Source organism: Bacteroides sp. K03 (assembly GCF_019734355.1).
Taxonomy (GTDB): domain Bacteria; phylum Bacteroidota; class Bacteroidia; order Bacteroidales; family Bacteroidaceae; genus Bacteroides; species Bacteroides nordii.
Window position 1 is genome coordinate 56192 of sequence record NZ_JAASHC010000004.1, and the last position, 24323, is coordinate 80514.

Annotated in this window: 11 protein-coding genes; 9 read left to right on the plus strand and 2 right to left on the minus strand. The window is 40.0% G+C overall.

What is annotated here, in order from left to right:
- The first annotated feature begins 9 nt into the window (after positions 1-9).
- The 9 genes from HCG69_RS04975 (at position 10) to HCG69_RS05015 (ending at position 18789) form a co-directional block, all read left to right on the plus strand.
- Positions 10-2829 (plus strand): TonB-dependent receptor, encoded by a 2820-nt coding sequence (locus HCG69_RS04975; protein WP_221649120.1) that lies wholly within the window; start codon positions 10-12, stop codon positions 2827-2829.
- A 12-nt stretch (positions 2830-2841) separates the two neighbouring features.
- The gene (locus tag HCG69_RS04980; RefSeq protein WP_221649121.1) at positions 2842-4479 is read left to right on the plus strand and encodes a RagB/SusD family nutrient uptake outer membrane protein; all 1638 of its coding nucleotides are present in this window, start codon (positions 2842-2844) and stop codon (positions 4477-4479) included.
- Between the two features lie 34 nt (positions 4480-4513).
- A complete protein-coding gene (locus HCG69_RS04985) occupies positions 4514-4963 on the plus strand; it encodes a hypothetical protein (RefSeq protein ID WP_221649122.1) in 450 nt (149 codons plus the stop codon).
- A gap of 1 nt (position 4964) precedes the next feature.
- Positions 4965-7250, plus strand: coding sequence for a GH92 family glycosyl hydrolase (locus HCG69_RS04990; RefSeq protein ID WP_221649123.1), 2286 nt, complete (start codon positions 4965-4967; stop codon positions 7248-7250).
- Between the two features lie 17 nt (positions 7251-7267).
- Positions 7268-8755, plus strand: a complete 1488-nt coding sequence (locus tag HCG69_RS04995) for an immune inhibitor A (protein ID WP_221649124.1) — start codon at positions 7268-7270, stop codon at positions 8753-8755.
- 130 nt (positions 8756-8885) lie between these two features.
- Complete coding sequence (locus tag HCG69_RS05000; RefSeq protein WP_221649125.1) at positions 8886-12011, plus strand: GH92 family glycosyl hydrolase; 3126 nt, start codon at positions 8886-8888, stop codon at positions 12009-12011.
- An 84-nt stretch (positions 12012-12095) separates the two neighbouring features.
- Entirely contained in the window at positions 12096-14069 is a 1974-nt protein-coding gene (locus HCG69_RS05005) for a discoidin domain-containing protein (protein WP_255585436.1), read from the plus strand.
- 115 nt (positions 14070-14184) lie between these two features.
- A complete protein-coding gene (locus HCG69_RS05010) occupies positions 14185-15528 on the plus strand; it encodes a T9SS C-terminal target domain-containing protein (RefSeq protein ID WP_221649126.1) in 1344 nt (447 codons plus the stop codon).
- A 96-nt stretch (positions 15529-15624) separates the two neighbouring features.
- Positions 15625-18789 carry a glycoside hydrolase family 2 TIM barrel-domain containing protein gene (locus tag HCG69_RS05015; RefSeq protein ID WP_221649127.1) on the plus strand — a complete coding sequence of 1055 codons (3165 nt, stop codon included), beginning with the start codon at positions 15625-15627 and terminating at the stop codon, positions 18787-18789.
- Between the two features lie 158 nt (positions 18790-18947).
- Here HCG69_RS05015 and secDF read toward each other — a convergent pair whose 3' ends face one another.
- Positions 18948-21968 carry a protein translocase subunit SecDF gene (secDF, locus tag HCG69_RS05020; protein ID WP_221649128.1) on the minus strand — a complete coding sequence of 1007 codons (3021 nt, stop codon included), beginning with the start codon at positions 21966-21968 and terminating at the stop codon, positions 18948-18950.
- A gap of 266 nt (positions 21969-22234) precedes the next feature.
- Complete coding sequence (locus tag HCG69_RS05025) at positions 22235-24322, minus strand: M3 family metallopeptidase (RefSeq protein WP_221649129.1); 2088 nt, start codon at positions 24320-24322, stop codon at positions 22235-22237.
- Position 24323: the final 1 nt, after the last annotated feature.

The following is a 24323-nucleotide window of genomic DNA, read 5'->3' on the forward strand; positions in this document are numbered from 1 at the left end:
AGTAAGAATATGAAATATAATATCGGGCATTTATCTTTCAAGCTTTTAAGTCTGCTTTTTATGACAATGGCTTGTTATTCTTTTCCGGCTTTTTCACAAGAGAGCAAGAATGCAGCTCGACAGGATACGGTCAGAAGTAAATCGGATGATAGAAAGTATCTGCAAACCTCGGCTGTGTCGACCATTAATTATTCGGATTTGGATAAAGCATCCGTTTCTAATCTGGAAAATGCATTGACTGGAAAAGCTTCCGGATTGACTGTGCTGCGAAAATCGGGAGATGAACCGGGGAATAGTCTTTCGGATATTTATATACGTGGTATCGGAACTTACGGACAATTCCGCTCTCCTCTATTTCTGGTTGATGATGTCGAACGGGATATTAGCCAAATGGATATTGAAGAAATCGAATCTGTTTCTATATTGAAAGACGGAGCAGCCAATGCCCGGTATGGTCAAAGAGGAGCTAACGGAACCGTCTTTGTCACCACCAAGAGAGGAATCGTAGGCAAACCGGAAATTTCCTTAACGGCTCAGTATGGATTTCAGCAGCCTGCACGTTTACCGGATTTTTTGTCTTCCCGCGAGTACGTTTCCTTATACAATAAGGCGTTGCAGAATGATGGGATGTCTGTTCCTTCCGATGATAGATACAATCCGGAAATGTACAACGGAACCCAGAATCCTTATTTGTTTCCGGATGTAGACTGGTATTCTTCCTTTCTGAAAGATAATACTCCGCAACAACAATATAAAGTATCTGTCCGTGGTGGTACGGAACAGGTCAAATACTTTGTATTATTTAGTTTTTTAGGTAAAAACGGACTCTATAAATATTCGGATGTAAATTCCGGATTTAATACGAATGTGAACTATAACCGTTATAACATTCGCTCTAATATTGATGCGGCCGTGACGAAATCACTTGATATCTCTTTAGACCTCGCCGGTAGGATAGAGGATAAGAACATGCCTAACAGCAGCTCTTCTGATATATTCAATGTTTTGTCAACCATTGCACCTAATGCAATGCCGATTGTGTATGAAGACGGAAAAATTGCGGGAACCTCACAGTACAGGCAGAATCCTTACGGTATGATATCCCATACAGGATATCGTAAAGACCGGAATAAAGTTTTGCAGGTAAAGGCTCAGGCACGGCAGAGATTGGATATTGTAACGAAAGGATTGGATGTCCGGGCAATGGTTGCTTTTGATGGAGTTTCCGGTTATGGTACGGGTAAGACAAGCAACTATGCTACTTATGAATTGCAGAGAGATAACACTTATTCTGTATACGGAGAAGACAAGCAATTGTCGTTAGCTCAGGAAAAATTATATGATTATTATCAGTATCAACTCGCTTTCGATGCAGGTTTTTCGTACGAACGTACGTTCGGAAAGCATGAAGTGCTTGCAGATATGCGTTATTATCAGTCTCAACTGTTTGTGCAGGGTGATAATCCGGCTTATGCCCGTCAGGGAATGAGTGGGAAGGCGACTTACTGTTTTGATAAAAGATACATCGGGGAGTTCAGTTTTGCTTACGACGGTAGCGATGAGTATGCACCGGGACATCGGTTTGGTTTCTTTCCCAGCGTATCCGGAGCGTGGATTATTTCTAATGAATCATTCTTTAATAAGAATGTTGTCAACTATCTTAAGTTGAGAGCTTCTTATGGAGAAGCCGGAAACTGTAAAACCGGTTTTGAGCGCTATGCTTATCAATCGCATTGGTCGGGATTCGATCAATCCTACGGGGGATATATTTTCGGTAGTGGTTTTGCATGGAGCGATGGTGCGTGGGAAGGACGGTTGGCAAATCCGGATTTGACCTGGGAAACGACACGTAATGTGAATGTAGGTATCGATTTCGAACTGTTCTCTAAGTTGTCCGTATCGGTAGACGCTTTCTGGCATAAACGTACGGATATTGTTTCAGAGAAACAAAATACTTCTTCCTGGATTATCGGTGCTCCGTTTCCATATGTAAATATAGGTACGGTAGTCAATCGGGGTATGGAAGCCTCATTGACGCATAATAACCGGATTAATAAGTTCGGATATTTCGTTCAGGCGAACATTTCGTTGGCAAAGAATAAAATTCTGGCTATGGACGAAGTGGAAGGATTGAAAGAATATCAGAAAAGAACAGGAAAGTCTGTTTCTCAACTTTGGGGATTAGAAGCACTCGGATTTTACATGAACGAAGAAGATATCAGGAACAGTCCTATTTCTACATTTTATAAAATTCGTCCCGGAGACTTGAAATACAAGAATCAGAATTCCGGTGAAGATAATCATATAAACTTGTATGATGAAGTGCCCATTGGCAAACCGACTGTTCCGGAGATAACTATGGGTTTATCATTAGGTATTGATTATGCCGGATTCGATTTTTCGGCTATGTTGTCCGGAGTTGCCAATCGTTCGGTATACCTGAATAATGCTGCTGTTTGGGCTTTACAGAATAATAATAAGGTAACGGCTTTGGCCTATGGAGCCTGGGAAAAAGGAGTACGTGAGGCCGATGCAACCTTTCCGCGTCTGACTACCGAGAACAACCTGAATAACTATCGTTCTTCTTCTTTCTGGATTAAGAATGGTAATTTCTTAAGGTTGAGTAATGTAGAAATCGGATATCAATTACCTAAATCACTTTTGAAAAAGGTAAATATCAAACAACTTCGTCTCTATGTGAACGGACAGAATTTACTTACTGTGGATAAACTAGGCAAGTATGATGTCGATCCGGAGGTGGTTGATGCCGGTGTAACAGGATACCCGGTGATGCGTTCATTTAATATTGGTGTAAATCTGAAATTTTAAATCTTGGACTATATGAAATACATATCTAAATTATTTTTGTTGCTGACTTTGTTTTTGAGCTCGTGCAGCATATTGGATAAAGACATAGATACAAATCTGGACAAAGATGATATTTTTACAGACGAGCGTTTTGCCCAGGGTTTTCTGAACAGTACTTATCGGGAATTGATGAATGGTTTTAACAGACTTGACAATGCTATGTTCGCGTGTGCTTCGGACGAAGCAATATGTTCTTATTCGGGATCGGCTGTTCATGGATACAACAATGGGGCTATCACTCCTTTCTATAATCCGGAAGAAGAAGTTTGGAAAACAATGTACGCAGGTATCCGTAAGGCAAATGTGTTTTTGCGGGAGTTGGATACAACTATTAAAGATGCCGGCTTGATTGATAAAAACGAGCAATCGAAAGCTACTTATACACGTATGAGGGGGGAAGCTTTATTTCTGAGAGCTTTTTATCATTTTGAATTGGCTAAACGTTTTTCAAATATTCAGTTAATTGACAAAGTATTAACTGAAGAGGAAGCAATGTTTGTGAAACAATCTACATTTGCGGAAGCAATTGAATTTATAGTTAAGGACTGTGTGAATGCTGCAACTTATTTGGATAACTTTAATAAGGATGCAGCTGAATACGGACGGGCTACTTGTCTGTCTGCTTTAGCATTGAAATCCAGAGCCTTACTTTATCTTGCCAGTAAATTGAATAATCCTGCTGGAGATAAACAATTGTGGAAAGATGCAGCTGATGCCGCTAAAGAAATTATGGATATCCAAGTAAAAAATCCTTCTCGGGTTGGCTTGCTAAGTGCTTACTATTCTGTATTCACTACGCCTTATAATAATGAGATATTATTTGCTACCAGTTCGGAAAGTTCGAATGAAATAGAATTGTATAATAATCCGATCAGTTACGGTGGTAAAGGATATACTAATCCTACGCAGGAATTAGTAGATGCTTATGAAACGACAAAGGGATATCCTATTGATGACCCCCGTTCCGGATACAATCCAGAAAATCCCTATAAGAGCCGTGACCCACGTATGGAGTATACTATATCTTATAACGGATTGAAGTTTAGTGGTACTCCGATTGAAACTTTCGTTGGTGGTAAAGACGGATTGAACAAAACTCCTACAGCTACAAGAACGGGATATTATATGCGCAAGTTTATCGATCAGAACCTTGATCTCTCGAAAGACCAAAAGCGTCGTCGTCCATGGATATTATTTCGGTATGCAGAAATTTTACTGAATTATGCCGAAGCAATGAATGAATATTTGGAAGCTCCTGACCAATCGGTATACGATGCAGTAAATCAGATAAGAAAAAGGGCTAAAATTCCTCAGTTGAATATACGTATGGAATTGTCCAAAGAAGAGATGCGCGAACGTATCCGGAATGAACGGAGGGTGGAACTGGCTTTTGAAGAGCATCGTTTTTGGGATGTCCGGCGTTGGAATGAAGGGAATACTTATTTTAACCGGCCGATTCATGGCATGCGAATCACGGTGAATGGTGAAGAAATAGAATATGAACAGTTTGTGGTCGAAGAGCGGATGTTTGAAACAAAAATGAATTACTATCCTATTCCTCAGTCAGAACTACAGAAAAATGGAGGGTTGGTTCAGAATCCGGGATGGTAATAATGTATGTTGAATGAAATTTAATAAATAAAATATGAATCTGCAAAAAAGAATATGGATTATAAGCATGTCGATAGCCGCAGTGTTTATGTCTTCCTGTGAACGGGATTTGAATAAGGGTGTCGATTATTACTCTCCGCAGGCAGATATCGCTGTAGATACTTTTGAGGTGGACAGGGGAGAAACTATAGAGATAAAAGCATTGGTGAGGGACGATAGCGGCATTGCTTATCTGGCATTGGAATATGCGAACTGGAATCTGAAAGATGAACAATCTTTCGATGAAGGCAACAGGGCATCCGAATATGGATATGCATATAATGTAAAAGTTCCTTTGGATGCTTTATACGAATGGGAAGAAATATACACAAAGCACGATGGTACCCAATTTACCATTAAGCAACGTTATCATAAACTCTCTTTGACTTGTTATGACGGAGTTAAGAATAAGAATATTTTTTATTTCTATGTAAAAGTGAAGTAATATGCGAATAAAGTATAGATTGACAATACTGTTGTGTTATTTGTTTGCGGCGTTTCAGGTAAATGCCGATGAAAAAGAACCGGTGGATTACGTAAATTGTTTTATCGGAACATCCAACTCCCGATGGATGTTGGGGCCGTATGCACAGATGCCTTTCGGTATGGTACAAATAGGTCCGGATAATCAGGGAAACCGATGGATGGGAGGATATGAATATGCAATAAACAGCGTGTCGGCATTCAGTCATATACACGCCTGGACCATGGGCGGACTTTCTATGATGCCCGCTACTGCTGATTTCACAATTGAGAATCCCGGACCTGATTCTCCTTACAAGGGAGCTAATGCGGGATATCATTCCCGTATTCTGAAAGATACGGAAAAAGCATCTCCGGGATATTACGAAGTGGAGTTGTACGATCATCAGGTAAAGGCTGCAATGACGGCAACTACTCGTTGTAGTTTCCAAAAATACATTTTTCCGGATTGTGAAGATTCCCGAGTCTTAATAGATCTTTTGTTTCCTACCGAATGGGATTACGGATTCTCTGTGAAAGATGCAGTTATCGAGAAGATCAGTAATACCCGGATTGAAGGATATGCGAAATGCGTATCTGGAACTTGGAGTAGCTGGAATGATTGGACACTCTATTTCTCTATCCGTTTCAGTAAGCCGTTCGACTCTTTTAATGGTTGGAAAGATACGGAAATAATAGAGAATGTAGGCGAGATTTCCGGTTCAGGTGAGATGGGTGCTTACGTTACTTATAAAACAGCGGATAAAGAAGAGATTTTGGTACAGACCGGTTTATCGTTGGTTAGCATGGAAGGAGCCCGGTTGAATTTACAAGAGGAGGTGGCGGAACCCTTCGGATGGGATTTTGATGCCTGTGTAAATAATGCACGTCAAACCTGGAATAACCTGTTGGGAAAGGTCAAAGTAGAGGGCGGTACTGAACAGGACAAATGCAAGTTTTATACAAATCTGTATCGTGCGTATGCAGGTAAGCAAACCTGGAATGACATAGACGGAAAGTATAGGGATGCTTGTGAAAATATACGGCAGCTAAAACCGGGAGAGGCTGTCTATGGCGGTGATGCATTCTGGAATTCATATTGGAATCTGAACGGATTATGGTCTATTCTTTCTCCTGAGATTATAGATAATTGGGTTACGACCCAGCTAGAGATGTATAAGCATACGGGTTGGACCGGTAAAGGGCCGGCAGGTATCGAGTATTCCGGTATTATGGAAGGTTCGCATGAAGTAGCTTTGATGGTAGCTGCATATCAGAAAAAAATACGTAAGGACGGTGAAGATATTTATAAGGCTATTTATAAAATGGTTACCAACCCCGGTGGAGAACATCCTTGTGGAGGAACATACGGACAGATTGATCTGGATGCTTACATTAAGTATGGTTATATGCCGAGTGAGATCAATGTTGTGTCTAAAACACTGGATTATGCTTATGATGATTTTTGTGTAGCCCAACTGGCAAAAGCACTTGGGAAAAAGAAGGAAGCTGCTTTCTTGGAGACCCGCTCCATGAATTATAAAAATGTCTATCATCCGGAGTATAAATATGTATGTTGCAAAGATTCGTCCGGTAATTGGGACAATCAGTTTGATGTATTTTCGAATGTGGGATTTATTGAAGGTAATTCCTGGCAATATTCCTGGTATGTACCTCATGACATTGAAGGATTGATTGAGTTAATCGGTAAGGATAAAGCGTTGGAACGGTTGTCCGAAGGATTTGAAAAGTCACGGAAGCACAACTTTGCAGCGCATGTATTTGACCGTACGATGGGACAATCTGCCGAATTTTACATCAATCAGGGAAATGAAGTGAATATGAACTCCGCCTTTATATTCAATTATTTGGGTAAACCGGCTTTATGCCAGCAATATACGAGAGAGATACTTGATAGCTTTTACGGTGATTCTCCTTATAAAGGTTGGGAAGGTGATGAAGATGAAGGACAGATGGGGGGATGGTTTGTAATGTCCGCTATGGGGCTGTTCGAGATGGATGGGGGAGTAACTTCTGCTTCAGAACTTGATATTACTTCTCCTTTGTTCAATAAGATTACAATTACTCTTGATCCCCGATATTATACGGGCAAAGAGTTTGTTATTGAGGCTTTGAATAATTCACCTGAAAACCGTTACATCCGTAGTGCTCGGTTGAATGGTAAACTGCTGAAGAACTTTCGTATTCCATTCAGTGCGATTGCGAATGGTGGAAAGTTGGTTCTTGAAATGGGAAACAAACCTTTATAATTGGGGAGAATTGATTTATGAAAGATTGGAGATTTATTGTTTGTTGTTTACTGTTTGCCACGATTACCGGTGGGTTATCTGCTGAGGCCGATAACAGATGGATGGGCGAAAGAAACCGGATTGTTGTGTTGGCTCGTTTTCTTGATGATCCGGATTTTGATGAATCCGGTAGTTATTATGAAGAGTTTTTCAATGGTGCCGGAGAGATGTCGGTCCAGTCTTATATACGTACTGTATCGAATGGTAAATTGAAGGTGAACACATCTGTTTTTCCTGTACCCGGTCAAGATACTTCGGAACGTTCTCATGAATTGAAATACTGTTTTTACTGTTACGACAGTACTTGGGCAAAGAGTTTCCCTGAATGCAGGGGAAAGGATATCAGCGCAGGGCTTGCAGATGTTTCTATCGGTTTTATTATAAAAGAACTGGCTGAAAAAATAGCGGCGAAGATTGATGGAGATGTTTATGATAAAGACGGTGACGGATATATCGATGATTTTGTAATCGTTTTCCGGGGAGGTGGCCGGGGAATGGATAAAGGAGTGCATTCTCCTCAGACCGGAGAGCTTTCCGACCGTTACATTCAGGCAAACGGAGATATTGAATTGGGTGGAAAGAAAATCAGAGACTATACGATTCTTTATGAGCGGAATTCTCTGGCTACCCATTGCCGCTATCTGTTGAATAAGCTGGGATTCCCTTATTTATACCGTTCCCGTTCAGAGTATCCCCGTCCGGTTGGCATGTGGGATGTAATGGATGGGCCTGGATTAACTCTCCCTTTGGTATACAATCGTTGGAAATATTCGGGTGGTATGTGGGCGGAAGAGATTCCGGCAGTCAGAAGTAACGTTACTTATACATTAAATTCTGCCAATAAACCGACAAATAATGCCTATAAAATTCTTACTGACGATCCGAATGAATTCTTTGTTCTGGAATACCGCAATAATCAGAATGTTTATGAACGCAATTTACCGGAATCCGGATTATTGATTTACCGGGTAAATACTACACAAAGCGGTTCTGTTGATCGGATTCCGGAATTTTATGTATTTCGCAAAGATGGCGGACTTAATGAGACAGGGGATTTGAATGCTGCCTTGTTCTCGGATGTAAATGGTCGAAATTTGTTTGATACAACTTCTAATCCGTATCCATTCATCAGTAACGGTGAATTGGCCGAAATTGTGATCTCAAATATTAAGGTAGAGGGAGAAACTCTGACTTTTACTACAGGGGATTTGCCCAGTTCAATAGAGGAAGTGAATTCTTCGGCCCAATTCAAGCTCTATTATAATCGCGATACCAAATTGTTGTCCGTGGTTGGTGATTGGGAAAATGTCTGTGTAAAAGGATTATCAGGGGTGGAATTAATATCTGAACAAATACCATTGGGCGGTGACTGCCATTCTGTTAGTTTATGCGGTTTACCAAAAGGGTTTTATTTGGTGGTTGTTAGCAAGGACGGCCATTCTGAAACTCGAAAGATACTGCTTTGAATTTATAAGCTATATTCAATCAGTAAATTATAAAAAATGTATGCTTTATGCTTCTGAAGTATTTTTTTAACAGTGCATACGAATTCATATTAAATTGATAATATCCAAATTGAAAAAATAAAGAGTTATTATGAGAAAGGTAATTTCCTTTTGTTTGTTGATCTGCTTTGTCGCTTCTCTGGCTTCTGCCAAAGTGGTATGGACGATTGGTCGTGGAGATAATTCCGGAGCCGATTTGGCGATGGGACCCTCTGAATATAAAAAATTCCTGGCAAATGATTTCGGGTATGAAGATCGTTATTATATCATCGGTACTTCAGTGGCTAAAAAGGATTTTCCTTATGTATTACCCGGCCCCGACGATACGTGGGGAGGAACATGGCATACTTCCGGTTGGAGAACGCATGAAACGAATATTTTATTTAATGTTGCAAAATTGCCGAAGAAAGGTGAATTTAAATTGATTGTCGACTTGGTAGATGCTAATCCGACCCGTTCACTAGTGAAAGTAACAGTAAATTCAGTAGAGAGAAAATTTGAGATAAAAGGCCACTCTAAAGAAGTACTTGAAGGCGATATGAAAGAAGCGAAAGAACAAATATTGGAGTTTCCCGTTAAAGCCATCGACTTGAAGGAAGGAGGGAATACTGTTAAGATTTCGATACTTGAGGGCGGCTGGATTGTATTCGATCAGATTCGCCTGGAAGGGAACAGTGATATATTGGGTGAAAATAATGAATTTGCTTTCCTGCGTAATGTATCATCTGCTACTTATGAAATAGAACAGAATGGAGTAAAATTTCAGCCTTTGTTAGTAGATGTAGAACATCTGAAAGGGCAACCGGAATTAATGGTAAAACTTGATGGAGTAGAAATCTTTACAGCCTTGTTGGATACTGCACGTTATATTTTTGAAGTTCCGATGCCTGCTGTCAAAAAGAATAAAAAGAGTGAGTATCAGGTTTTTGCGAATAATCAGTTGCTGGAGAAAGGTTCCGTGATTCGCTCTCCTCAAACTTTACAAACTTTTGCTGACTATGTAGATACGAAAATAGGTACGGCACATTCGCGTTGGATGATTGCTCCCGGTCCTTGGATGCCGTTTAGTATGGTAAAATTGAGTCCTGATAATCAAAATGGAGGTTGGCAAGCTGGTTATCAGCCTACATTCGAAACATTAGGTTGTTTCAGTCATATTCATGAATGGACAATGGGCGGGCTTGGAATAATGCCTACGAATGGTAAACTGTTTACGCAAGTAGGTGATCAGTTCCGGCCGGATGAGGGATATCGTTCGCGTATTGATAAAAAAAGTGAAGAAGCTCCTTTGGGCTATTATAAAGTATTTCTTACTGATACGGAAATTCTAGCAGAAGTAACCGCTACGGAAAGAGCTAGTTTTCAGAAGTATACTTTTCCGAAAGACCGGGATGGACGTGTTATGATAGATTTGCATATTCAGGCGGAATATGATTATAAACTTTCGGACGTTGAAGTAGAACAAGTAAGCGATTACAGAATTGAAGGATATTGCCATCAATATTCTCCTGGTGTATGGAGTAATGATGCTGATCAGGATTATGTGGTGAATTTTGTGATAGAGTTCGACGCTCCTATCAAGAAAATAGGCGGATGGAAAAATACACAACTCGTAGATTCGAATTGTATTTCTGGAAAAGATTTGAAAGATGCCGGTTTATATGTAGAGTTTGATACACGGACACATCCGGTAGTTCAGCTTCGTACCGGTATTTCGTTTGTCAGTATAGCTAATGCGTCAGAAAATCTGCAAAAAGAGATTACCGACCGCTTTGATTGGGATTTTAATGCTGTTGTGCAGAATCAGAAGAAAGTATGGAATGACATTCTGGACCGTTTAACTATAACAACGAATGATCGTATTGAAAAAGTACGTTTCTATACAAATATGTACAGGGCACTTTGTCGTAATCTTTTTAGTGATATAAACGGTGAATGGATGTCTCCTGATGAAAAAGTGCGTAAGTTTACTAATCCGGAACATGCGGCTTTAGGATGTGATGCTTTTTGGAATTCGTTTTGGAACTTGAATCCATTCTGGAATCTTGTAACTCCGGAATGGAGTTCTAAGTGGGTGAACTCGCAACTGGCGATGTATGATTCAAACGGTTGGCTGGCCAAAGGTCCTGCCGGAATGGAGTATATCCCGGTGATGGTGGCTGAACATGAGATTCCTCTGATTGTAGCGGCATATCAGATGGGAATCCGTGATTTTGATTCGGAGAAAGCTTTCGAGGCTATGAAGAAGATGCAGACCACTCCTGCCACGCATGTTGCAGGTGGGTTTGCCGGGAATCGTGATTTGATTCCTTATCTCCAGTATAAATATGTACCTATTGAAAAAGGACGTTTCTCAAATACCTTAGAATACTCATATGATGATTGGACGGTTGGACAAATGGCTAAAGCATTGGGTAAATATACGGAGTATGATACTTTTAACGAACGTGGTTACTGGTGGAAAAATGCCATTAATCCCGAGAATGGGTTTGCGCATATGCGTGATACTGCCGGTAACTTTATATCTGACTTTGATCCGTTTCAATCGGGGCGTGATCATCATTATGTGGAAGGTAATTCTTGGCAGTTGAGTTTCTTTGTTCCTCAAGATGTTCCAGCTCTGATTAATATGTTAGGTGAGAAAAAATTTGTTGATCGTCTGAACTGGGGATTTGAAGCAAGTGAACCTTGGAGATACAATGCTCCGAATGATCAGTATTGGGATTATCCGGTAGTGCAAGGTAACCAGCAATCTATGCACTTTGCTTTCTTGTTTAATTGGGCAAATAAACCTTGGTTAACTCAGAAATGGTCTCGTTCTATCATCGATAACTATTATGGTTCCGGTATTGCCAATGCATATTTGGGCGATGAAGACCAGGGGCAAATGAGTTCATGGTTTGTGATGGCTACATTAGGGCTCTTCCAAACTGATGGAGGATGCCGTGTTGATCCCATTTACGAGATAACCAGTCCTCTTTATGAAAAAGTAGTAATCGACTTGGGCGAGCGCTATAATCGTGGCAAAACTTTTACAATTGAAGCCCGTAATGTATCCAGGAGTAATAAATATATTCAAAGTGCTACTTTGAACGGAAAAGAATTGGAACAATTTTATTTTCCGGCCTCAGAACTACTCAAGGGGGGAGAGTTAATTCTGGAAATGGGAGACAAACCAAATACTTCCTGGGGAGTAATTGAACCCTGTAAAAAATAAATGATATGATTATCCGCTTGTAGATTATTATTTGGCCTTCTAATAATGAGTTAAATTTTAATGAATCTATCAATTAATAAATAAATGATGAAGAAATTGATTTATATGCTGCTTGCTTTTTTCTGTTCGTTGTCGTTAAGTGCGGCTGGAACTGAAAATATTATTCCATTTGTCAGCGTGTCTGCTAGTAACTCGGATGGTATCATGCTGTCTGGCAATTTGGTGAACTTTTCGGGTATGTCGGAGAAATCTTTGGATGCTACGCATGACGATGCTGCCGATGGCTCTACCATGTGGTGTAGTCGGTCGGGAGTGTTGGGAGATGTGAAGCTGACATTCGATTTAAAGAAATCCTATCGTTTGCAGGGATTGTATATCTGGAATTTCAACCGACCCGGCAATTTGAACAAGGGGGTGAAGAATATGCGAATAGAATATTCCGATGACTATACCAATTGGACAGAATTGGCTGCTCCCGAAAATCCCGGTTACGTGGTTGATGCAAACTATCCGTTCCAGTTAGCACAGGCCTCCGGAATTGACGGACTGAATGCTACCAATCTGAATGATGGAAAGAATACTCCGATCCGTCTATCGGGTATTCAGGCTCGTTATGTACGTCTTCAGATTGCTAAAACTATTGGTAATGGTAATTGGGGAGGTAATGCTTTCGGATTGAGTGAGGTTTTGTTTACAACTGATGAGGAGGTCAGTGATGCTTTGAATGTTACAGTCGATTTCGGGAAAATAAATAATACTTGCGGTAATATGTTATTTGGTGGATGCCAGAACCCTTCTTTACCCCATTCGCGTAAGATATTGCCTCAGTTGACAGAGGCCGGGTTCAATTGTATTCGTTGTGATATGTGGCTTGAGAAAATTTTGCCTTCCAATATAACTTATCAAGACTATATTAATAATGTAAATGATGTGCAGAATCCGGATACCTGGGACTTCTCGGACCTGGAACTGGCTGTTCGTGCCAAGAAGAGCGGGATGAAAGTAATGATGATTATTGCTTATTGTCCGGGATGGTTAGCATACAACGGAACCAGTAAAGGGGTACCGATGGATTTGGATGTTTATGCAGATATTGTTCGTAAAGTATATAGCCGTTACTACAAATATATAGACTGGGTAGAGGTCTATAATGAGCCGGGTTATTTCATGACGATTGATAAGAGCCCGTATGCATCGGCAGGAGCAGCTTTGGCGGATATTTATATGACTTGTGTAAAAGTAGTAAGGGAGATTACTCCCGATATGCCGATGGGAGGAACTTCTGTTGTGACTCATTCGGATGGTGGAGTCGGTGGCAGTACGAATCGTGATTTTTTTGCCGACATACGTATTAATAAGGATAACTTCAATTTCTATTCTCATCATGTATATGGCGATTATGGCATTCCTACAGAGCAAGAGACTGTAACAAGGGTAAAGGGACAGTTGGCAAAATTCGGCTATGGTGATTTACCGGTTTATTTCACAGAATGGAGTACATCTATTAGCAATGCTGCGGATTCGGTAACTTATATCGGAACAAAATCACATCTGTTTGTCGGGAATTGTTTGGTAAACTGGATGCGCGACGGTCTGGCAGGAGCTATGCATTGGAACTATTTACAGGCAATTGCAGAAAACGGAACGACTGAACAAGGCATTTCAGCAGATGCACACGGGCTTTATGCATGGGATGTACGCAATAAAAAAGGAAGATTACTGCCTAAAGCGTATGTATTCAGATTATTGTCGAAAACACTTGGACTCGGTATAGGTGAAAATCGGGTTGTGGAGACTGATTATACAGAAGCTGAGGAGTACTTGAATGTGGTTTCATTAATTAATAATAATGGTGAGGCCTGTACGGTTATAGTCAATAAATATCAGTATCCTGTTAAGATTGCTCTTTTTTCGGAAGCGGACTATTCAAAGATTGAAAAATATACGGTGACTTATACGGAAAGAGGAATGAATGGTGCAGAAACCGCTTTTTCTAATAAAAAAAGCCTCATAATACTGGCGCCAAACTCGGTGACAGGTATAAAATATATAAAATAAGCCGGTTGTTACCAATTAGCGAGTGAATGTTACTAGCGTGAATCCCGCTTTTTAGACTCCTCGCTAACTTGCGGTCGTTTTCAAAACAGATTGTATAACTTTAAATAACTTTATCATGAAAAGGAAAATTATTACTTTATGTACGGCAGTGTTTGCATTGGGGGTTAATGCACAAATTTCTACTCCTCTGTGGGAGGACTTTGAAGGTAGTTCTTTAGTATTAGAGAATATTTCTTATGAAGGAACGGGAGAAGAGAGGATAGGTGTTGAAGATAATCCTCAGAAGAACAGTATTAATAAATCGGAAAAGTGTTATGCGATTACTGCTACCAACCAGCATGATTGGTGGCATAAAGTAAATATGTTACCGGCCGAAGGCGTGTATTTCAAACCTGCGTCGGATAAGCACGTTTATCTTCATTTTAAAATGTATCGCACAAGAATCGGGGGGGCAAGTGAAATACATATATATGACGAAAGCGGTGTTAATCAGTTACATCAATTGATGTTCAACAATACAAAGGCAAACTCCTGGGAGGATATTGTAATTGATTTGTCGGAGTATTTGAAGAATGCTAAAGGTATTGGGAAGATAATGATACAGCCGGAGTTACAATGGGGTGGTCCGGGAGCTGTACCCGAAACAAAGTATTTATTTGATGATTTCCAATTGTTGGATACCTTCTATCCGGATGGAGCAAATAAACTTGAAATTACTGACATTGTGAACTTCGATGACCCTGATATGACAGCTACGAATTTGTTGGATTGGACTCTGTTTGATCCGAATGCTTCTTGTTCGATAGTAGATAATCCGGCTTCAGAATCTGTAAATCTGACTAAGAAAGCGTTGTGCTATAATAAACCTGCTTCTGCTACATGGTGGCATGCTTTGCAATTGCCGATTAATGGTTATGTTAAGGCATCTTATCCGAATACAAATCTTCACATTATGATGTATACGGGTGGACAAACAGTCAGAGTTATTGTTAAGGATCATATGGGTAATCAGGCTAGATCTGAATATATGCCTTATGATGCAAATGCTTGGGAAGATTTTGTTATGGATATATCCGAACTGAAAGGTGAATCGATTGCTGCTATCGAATTTCTATTCGGATTCAATGGCGAAGATAATTGGGATAATCCTGCCGGTAAGTTCTATATCGATGAAATCGTGTTGAATGATGAATTTGATGGACGTGAAGAGGTCTCAACCGGCTTGCAGAATGTGAATGATACTGAAACAGCGGTAAGGATTTATTCGGTAGATGGAACTATTTATGCAAAAGGTAACGGTTTAAACAAGGTAAATGTATATTCGGTGGATGGAATAGCGGTTGGTGAGAAAATCGGAGATATAAATGAAGCTTCTGTTATATTGCCCCGTGGCATGTATGTAGTGAAAGTACAGACTGTAAATGGTGATGTAGTGACACGAAAGATTGTAAATGAATAATATAGGTTAATCAATAGGTATTATACTCCCTGATGCATTAATGTGGAAATATTTATGTATCGGGGAGTTATTGTTTGTTTTAAAATATAGGAGAGAATGAAGATTATATATATTGTATTATGTATGCTTGGTATATCTGCATCTGCACAGCAGAAAGAGTATGAAAATCCTCGTATAACCGGGATAAACAGAGAAGACGGACGTGCTACGTTTTGGTATTATTCGGATAGAAATGAAGCATTGAGAGGGGGATATGAGAATGCTCCGGATAATATATTGCTGAATGGTAAATGGAAATTCCATTTTTGCGACAAACCTACCGAACGTTTGGCTGACTTTTATCAGATGGACTTTGATGTGTCTCAGTGGGATGATATTGATGTACCAGGTAGTTGGCCTTTACAAGGGTATGATAAACCTTTGTATATGAATCATCCTTACGAATTTAATTATGTGAATCCTTATCCGTATCGTGTTCCTACGGAATGGAATCCTGTAGGAGCATTCCGGCGTACAATTCATGTACCTTTGGCATGGAAGAACAAACGTGTGGTACTTCATCTGGGAGCTGTCAAGTCTGCTTTTTATATTTGGGTGAATGGGCAAAAGGTTGGGTATTCTCAGGATTCTAAGATGCAGGCGGAGTTTGATGTAACTTCTTACATACAATATGGGAAAGAGAATGTGATAGCTCTTGAAGTCTATCGCTTTTCCATTGGTTCTTATTTGGAATGCCAGGACTTTTGGCGATTGGCGGGTATAAAAAGAGATGTATGGTTATATGCTACATCTCCGGTGTTTCTAAAAGATTTCTTTGTTATAGGAGATTTGGATAAACAATACAAGAACGGTCTGTTGGAATTGAACTATACGCTAAAAAATACTCAGGCACGGAAAACCTCGGTTAATGTCTCTTTCTCTTTAGTTAATAAAGAGAATAAAGAAGTCTGGGGAGAAAAACAAACCATTACCTTGTCCGGATTGAAAGAACAAAATATGAATTTGGAAAAGGTAATTGAGAACTGTACACACTGGACTGCTGAAACACCGTATTTATATACATTATTAATTGGGATAGAGGAGATAGATGGTAAAACCACGTATAGCTCATGTAAAGTAGGATTTCGTAAAGTCGAAATAAAGAATGCACAGCTTTTGGTAAATGGGGTTCCTATCTATATAAAAGGAGCTAACCGACATGAACATCATCCTAAATATGGACATTATATTCCTCGTGAAACAATGGAGAAGGATATTGAGTTGATGAAACAATTTAATATCAATGCGATTCGTACCTGTCATTATCCGTGCGATCCCTATTTCTATGAGCTGTGTGATAAATATGGGATATATGTAGTTGATGAGGCTAATATTGAATCGCATGGTTTGGGAGCGGCTTTACAGAATGTAATAGATCCTCAAAAACACATAGCCTGTGATCCCGAATGGACAGATATTCATTTGGATCGTATGAATCGTATGTTTCAGAGAGATAAAAACCATCCTTCAGTTATTATCTGGTCTATGGGTAATGAATGTGGTGACGGCCTCAATTTTATCGAAGGTTATAAAATGCTGAAAACACTTGATAAGAGTCGGTTGGTACAGTTTGAGCAGGCAGGGACTTTACCGCATACGGATATTTATTGTCCCATGTATATGAAAGGAGAGATTATGAAGAACTATGCCTTGTCGCCCGATACTCGTATGCCTCTCATTCAATGTGAGTATGCACATTCTATGGGTAATAGTCTTGGGAATTTTCAGGATTACTGGGATCTGATAGAGACTTATCCGGTGTTACAAGGTGGTTTTGTATGGGATTTTGTAGATCAGGGAATGGATGCGTATCGTAATGGGGTACATTACTATGAGTACGGAGGTGGATTTGGTCAGGAAAAGATTCGTAATGATGGGGCATTTTGTATTAATGGATTGTTTTCTCCGGATAGAAAACCTAATCCCCATGCGTATGAGGCTAGGAAAGTTTTACAAAGCTTGCGCGTACGGCGTAGTAAATTGGGAGAGAAGATGTTTGAAGTGACAAATACGTTTTCATTTACCAATGCTGATAAATATCAGTTGGTGTGGAATGTTTTGCAGGATGGGAACGTAGTAGAAAGTGGTAGTATACCGTTTGCATTAACGCCTCGCGCAACTGGCTTGTTGACTATACCCTATCAAACGATTCTTTCTGATCAATATGAATACTTTTTGAATGTCGAATTCAAGCAAAAGGAAGCAGACGGTTTGTTGCCTAAGGGTTGGACAGTCGCTTATGATCAGATTCCATTGAACCGTTCGGCTAAAAAAATGACCGTTGATACGCTAAGCCAAACATTGACTTATTGGGAGAATGATACTGTGATCGGTATAAAAGGAGAACGTGGGCTGAATTTGCTTTTTGATAAACAAAAAGGTGGATTGAAATCTTTGCAATATGAGAATTTTGACTATCTGAAATCTTCCCTTCTACCCGATTTTTGGCGTGTTAATACAGATAATGATGACTGGGATAGTGAGAACAATGTCTGGAAAGATGCAGCTTCTAAAATGAAAGTATTACAGGTTACAGCAGAACCTGTTGCTGCTGTGTCTAAGAGAATAAAGCAATATGGTCAGATAAAGGTACATATTAAAACTCAATTTACTGTTTCGGATAAACCCCAGCACACTATTTTCTTTGATACGGATTACACAGTGTATGCTGATGGTACGATACGAGTAGATAACTATTTTACACCGAATTATTATAATGGAGAATCCAATATGTCCATTCCCCGGATAGGACAGGTTGCCAATATAAATTCAGAACTTTCATTGGCACAATGGTATGGACGTGGTCCTTGGGAGAACTATTCGGATCGTAAAACTGCTGCATTAGTAGGAAGATATGAGATACCGGTTTATGAACTTCCTTATAACTATATCCGTCCGCAAGAGAATGGGTATCGTACAGATGTTCGTTGGTTGCAATTAAAGAGTCCCAATGGACATGTTTTGAAAGTAACAGGTGAACCAATATTCTGTTTTAATATTCAGTTTACGGGACAGAACGGATATTTTACTAAAGAAGGTACACGGATGCGTTCGTCAGTAGATATGGTAGAAGAGAAAGATTATTATCTGAATATTGATTATGCACAAAAAGGAGTAGGCGGTGATAATTCTTGGGGAAAGCCTGTACATTCCGAATATTTGGTTCTGTTGAGATATCATGCTTATAGCTTTTGGCTACAACCGGAGTTGTTATCTTTTTAAGGTTATCACCCTTTCAGCGCATAAGAACTCTTTTATTGGATAGCTATTTTCTGTAAGTTTCTATTCCAGTATTATAAAGTCTCAGCCTTATTATAAAAAAGAAGAGGAGAAAGCTATCATAACTTTCTCCTCTTCTTTTTTATATAAGTTGTCTGTTATTATTCTACAGCAACAGTCGCAGTTTCTGCCGTTTCTTTCTTTTTACTCATCATTGTATAGGCAATAGGAGAAGCAATGAACAGAGAAGACAGTGTACCGATGACAACACCCAGGATCATTGCGAATGCGAAGCTGCGGATAGAGTCACCGCCCAGGATGAAGATACACAGCAACACGATCAATGTACTCAATGAAGTATTAATAGTACGGGCCAATGTTGTATTCAGTGAGTCATTGAACAGCAAACGTTTGTTACGTTTCGGATACAAATTGAAGAACTCACGCACACGGTCAAAGATTACCACCTTATCATTGATAGAGTAACCGATAGCTGTCAGGATAGCACCAATAAATGTCTGGTCAATTTCCAGTGAGAACGGAACCAATCCCCACAACAGCGAATAAGCACCGATAATCATCACAGTATCGCATGTCAATGCTACCACAGAACCCACACTATAAGCAATATTGCGGAAGCGAAGCAGGATATACAGACCGATAGCAATCAGAGCCAGAACAACAGACCAGATAGCAGATGTTTTGATATCGTCTGCAATACTCGGACCTACCTTTTGTGAACTGACAATACTACCACCTGTATGGTTGTCACGGTCAATGAAAGTTGCTAATGAAATGTTTTGAGTTAACAATGGTTTCAGTGTTTCGTACAGATATGCCTCAATCTCAGAATCTACATTATTACCTTCTTCTTCGATGCGGTAGTTAGTACTGATACGAACGGTTTTCTTGTCAGTACCGATAGAGATTACACTTACATTGGCATCACCGAATTTACTTGCAATCAATTCACGTACCTGTTCCGGTTCTACTTGTTGTTCAAACTGCACCTTGAAGTTACGTCCACCGGTGAAGTCGATACTCTGACTCAAACCACGGATTGCGAATGAAGCAATACATACCAGAATGATAACACCTGTGATTATGAAGTAACGTTTATTGTTCTTCATGAAGTCGAAATGAGTATTTACCAGCAGATTCTTAGAGATTGCAGAGGTAAATGTCAGATTCAACAACTTGTCTTTATTCATGAAGTGTTCGTAAACGATACGAGTCATGAATACTGCTGTAAAGAATGAGCAGAGGATACCGATAATCAAGGTAGTGGCAAAACCACGGATAGGACCTGTACCAAAGTTAAACAGGATAATACCGGTGATGATTGAAGTTAAGTTGGAGTCGAAAATTGCAGAGAATGCATTTGAGTAACCATCGGCTAATGCTTTCTTTACACCTTTACCACTACGCAACTCTTCTTTCGTACGTTCATAGATAAGTACGTTTGCATCTACTGCCATACCAAGTGAAAGCACCATACCGGCAATACCCGACATTGTCAGTGCTGCCTGGAAGGATGAAAGAATACCCAGCGTGAAGAAGAAATTGAGGAACAATGCACCATTAGCAATCATGCCCGGGATAAATCCGTACATAGCACACATGTAAATCATTAGCAGGATAAGTGCCACAACGAATGAGAATACACCTGCGTTGATAGATTCCTGACCTAATGACGGACCTACGATATCTTCCTGTACAATGTGTGCAGGAGCAGGCATCTTACCTGACTTCAAAACGTTTGCTAAGTCTTTTGATTGTTCCGGAGTAAAGTTACCTGTGATGATTGAGTTACCACCTGTGATTTCTGTACTTACGTTCGGAGCAGAGTATACATAATTATCAAGTACGATAGCAATGGAGCGTCCAATATTTTGCTTGGTCAATTGTGCCCAACGGCGTGCACCGTCAGAGTTCATAGACATGCTTACAGACGGTTTACCGTGTTGATCGTAATCGTCTTTTGCATCTGTTACTACATCACCTTCAAGTGGAGCTTTACCATTACGTTCTGTAGATTTGATAGCATACAATTCGAAAATTTGTCCTTTCGGAGCGAAGTCAGCTGCAGCAACACCCCATTTTAAGCGCAAGTCTTTGGGAAGTTCAGCCATTACTTCTTTCATGGAGAGGTATCTGTTTATCTCAGCAGTGTCTTTATGATTGGCGTAACCAATGATAGGACCCTGACCGCTTGTATTCAACTGCAAAATAGCCAACAATGGATGCTCTTTCTTGATTTGCTCCATGTTGCTGGAAGCTTCTTGCTTGTCACCTTTCAGTGTGGCCTTAATACTGTCAGTAACGCTAATGGCTTTTGCAGGAGCTACTTCTGCTACAACTTCTTCTGTAACGGTTGTGGTAGTATCGGTTACTACAGAGCTTGCCAAAACATTACGTATTCTGCTGTCTACAGCTTCCATAACAGGCAATACTTCTTTGGCTGTATATGTTTCCCAAAATTCCAGGTTGGCAGAACCTTGAAGAAGTTTTCTCACACGTTCCGGCTCTTTGATACCCGGAAGTTCTACCATGATGCGTCCCATTTTATCTTCGAGGCTTTGGATATTGGGTTGAACCACACCAAAACGGTCGATACGGGTACGGAGTACGTTATAAGAGTTCTCTACGGCTGCTTTTACCTCAGAACGTAATACTTTCTCTACTTCAGTATCAGATGATTTCTGGTTAACTTTGTCTTTCAACTGTTGTGTCGCGAAAAGTTCAGAAAGTTTGGCGTCCGGTGCTATTCTGCGATATTCCTTAACGAATAGGGTGATCACATCGTCCTGGCTGTTGACAGCTTGTTTGGCAGCAGTTGCCAATGCCTGATTGAAGTTTTCATCAGGTTTGTTGTCAGCCAGTGCTTTAATAACATCAGGTACCGATACTTCAAGGATGACGTTCATACCACCTTTAAGGTCCAGACCTAAACTAATCTCCATTTCACGACATTGTTTCAGCGTGTAATTCCACTTCCATATTTTCCAGACTGGCTCATTAGCGAGAGAGTCCAGGTATTCTTGTTCTACTTTAGCATTACCATTCGCTACTTCTTTTGCCTTATTAGTATAGTGGCGGGTAACGAAGGAAAAAGAGAGGTAGAACACGCATACCAGCGTGAGAAGTACCGCAAAAACTTTTACAAATCCTTTGTTTTGCATTTTACTTTTAATTTATTATGATTACTTTTTAATTTAATTCTGTCGCATATAAGGCTGCAAATATAGTTTTTTTTTCACATTCAGTGGTAATTAGGAGTCAAATATTTGAGGTTTAGGGCACATTTTGCTCCTAATGTAGAAATTTATCCGGGAGAAACAAAATATCCCCGGAGGATTCTGAATTACCTCAGGGGATATTAAAGTTTACTTGAAGTTAAAAAAGCTCAGCATTCAGCTTGTTATTTTTAACCTTAGATTATTTTTCATTACTTCATACCTCTGTTTTTCAACATCGGTTCCAGTTGTGGCTCTGTTCCGCGGAAGTTTTTATAGAGTACCATCGGATCTTCACTGTTTCCTTTCTCAAGTACGTTGTGGCGGAACAAATTAGCTGTTGTTTTATCAAAGATACCATTCTCTTTGAAGGCTTCAAAGGCATCATTGTCCAAAACGTTGGCCCAAAGGTAACTATAGTAACCAGCGGCATATCCGCCAATGATGTGGTTGAAATACGTTGTGCGATAACGTGGTGCTATTTCAGGAATAAGTCCGAGCTTATCCATTGCTTCTTTTTCATAGGAAATTACATCCAGATTCTTTACATCAGTAAGGTTGTGAAGATTCATGTCTAAGATAGCAGCTGCGAGTAATTCTGTTGTCATGAATCCCTGGTTGAAGGTCTTTTGTTTCAGAATCTTGTCGATGATTGAATCAGGAATGATTTCGCCGGTTTGGTAATGTTTTGCATACATCTTCAGTACTTTTGGTTCGGTAGCCCAGTGTTCATTGATTTGTGAAGGAAGTTCTACAAAATCGCGTACAACATTGGTTCCTGAGATACCTTGGTAATTACATTTGGTCAGTAGGCCATGAAGCCCGTGTCCGAATTCATGAAAGAGTGTTTCTACTTCGTCCATGGTAAGTAATGATGGGGTATTACCTACAGGTTTAGTGAAGCTGGCAACATTACAAACCAGTGGACGGATGTCCCCTTTTTGTTCGCGATAATTACTCATCCATGCACCACCGCTCTTTCCGGGACGGGGATAATAGTCTACATAGAAGATACCCAGTTGGGAGCCATCTGCGTCTTTTACTTCAAATACTTCCACATCGGGATGATATACAGGAATATTTGATAATTTGGTCAGAGTGATGCCATATAGCTTATTAGCTACTGCGAAAGCACCTTCACGTACATTTTCCAGTTTGAAATAAGGTTTGGTTTCTTCTTCATCCAGGTTGTATTTTTCTTTGCGGAGTTTTTCGGTATAATACCACCAGTCCCAAGGCGCTAACTTTTCACCTTTACCTTCTTTATCCATTAGCTTTTGCAATTCAGCAGCTTCTGCTTTAGCTTTAGGGAGCGAATAGCTCCATAAGTTATTGAGGAAGTCCATAACAGTGGCTGAATTTTTAGCCATTGTATTATCCAGAACGAAGTTTGAATAACAGTCAAAACCGAGTAAATTGGCTTTTTCAAGACGGAGGCTAACTATTTTGGTAATTATCTCTTTGTTGTCGTTTTTGTCATTGTTATTGCCACGGTTTATATAGGCTTGGTATATTTTCTCACGAAGTGGGCGATTTTCTGAATATTGGAGAAAAGGCAGGCGGCTGGCATTGTGTAATGTAAACAACCATTTTCCTTCTTGTCCGGCAGTTTTTGCCTCTTCGGCTGCACTTTGGCGGAACCATTCGGGTAAGCCGGCAAGATCTTCTTCCTTATCTACGAATAACTGGAAGGTATTATTCTCATTCAGGATATTGTTGCTGAATGTGATGCCAAGAGTAGAAAGTTCCTTATTGACTTCGCGTAAGCGCGCTTGTTTCTCAGCAGAAAGATTAGCTCCTGACCGTACAAAGCTTTTATAGGTTTTGTCCAGCAGGCGTTCTTGCTCTGTAGTGAGATGCAGGTCGTTCTTTTGTTGATATACGTTATTTACTTTTGCGAATAGCTCTTGGTTGAGGGAAATGTTATCACTATGTTCAGAGAGTACCGGAGCCATTTTTATAGATAATTCGGTCAGTTCATCTGTTGTTTCTGCATCGGTCATATTGAAAAAGATAGCACTGACACGATCCAGAATAGGCGAACTGTTATCCAGCGCTACAATTGTGTTTTCAAATGTAGGCGCTTCCGGATTTTCGATAATGGCTTTGATATTTTGATTTTGCTCTTCTATTCCTTTCAGAAAAGCGGGTTCGTAATGTTCCAGTTTGATTTTATCGAAAGCCGGAACACCATACTCGGTTTGAAACTCGGTAAAGAACGGATTATTATCCGTTTTTGTAGCACAGGAGTACATCATACAACTTGCAGCTAAAATGATTACTGTTTTCTTTATTTCCATA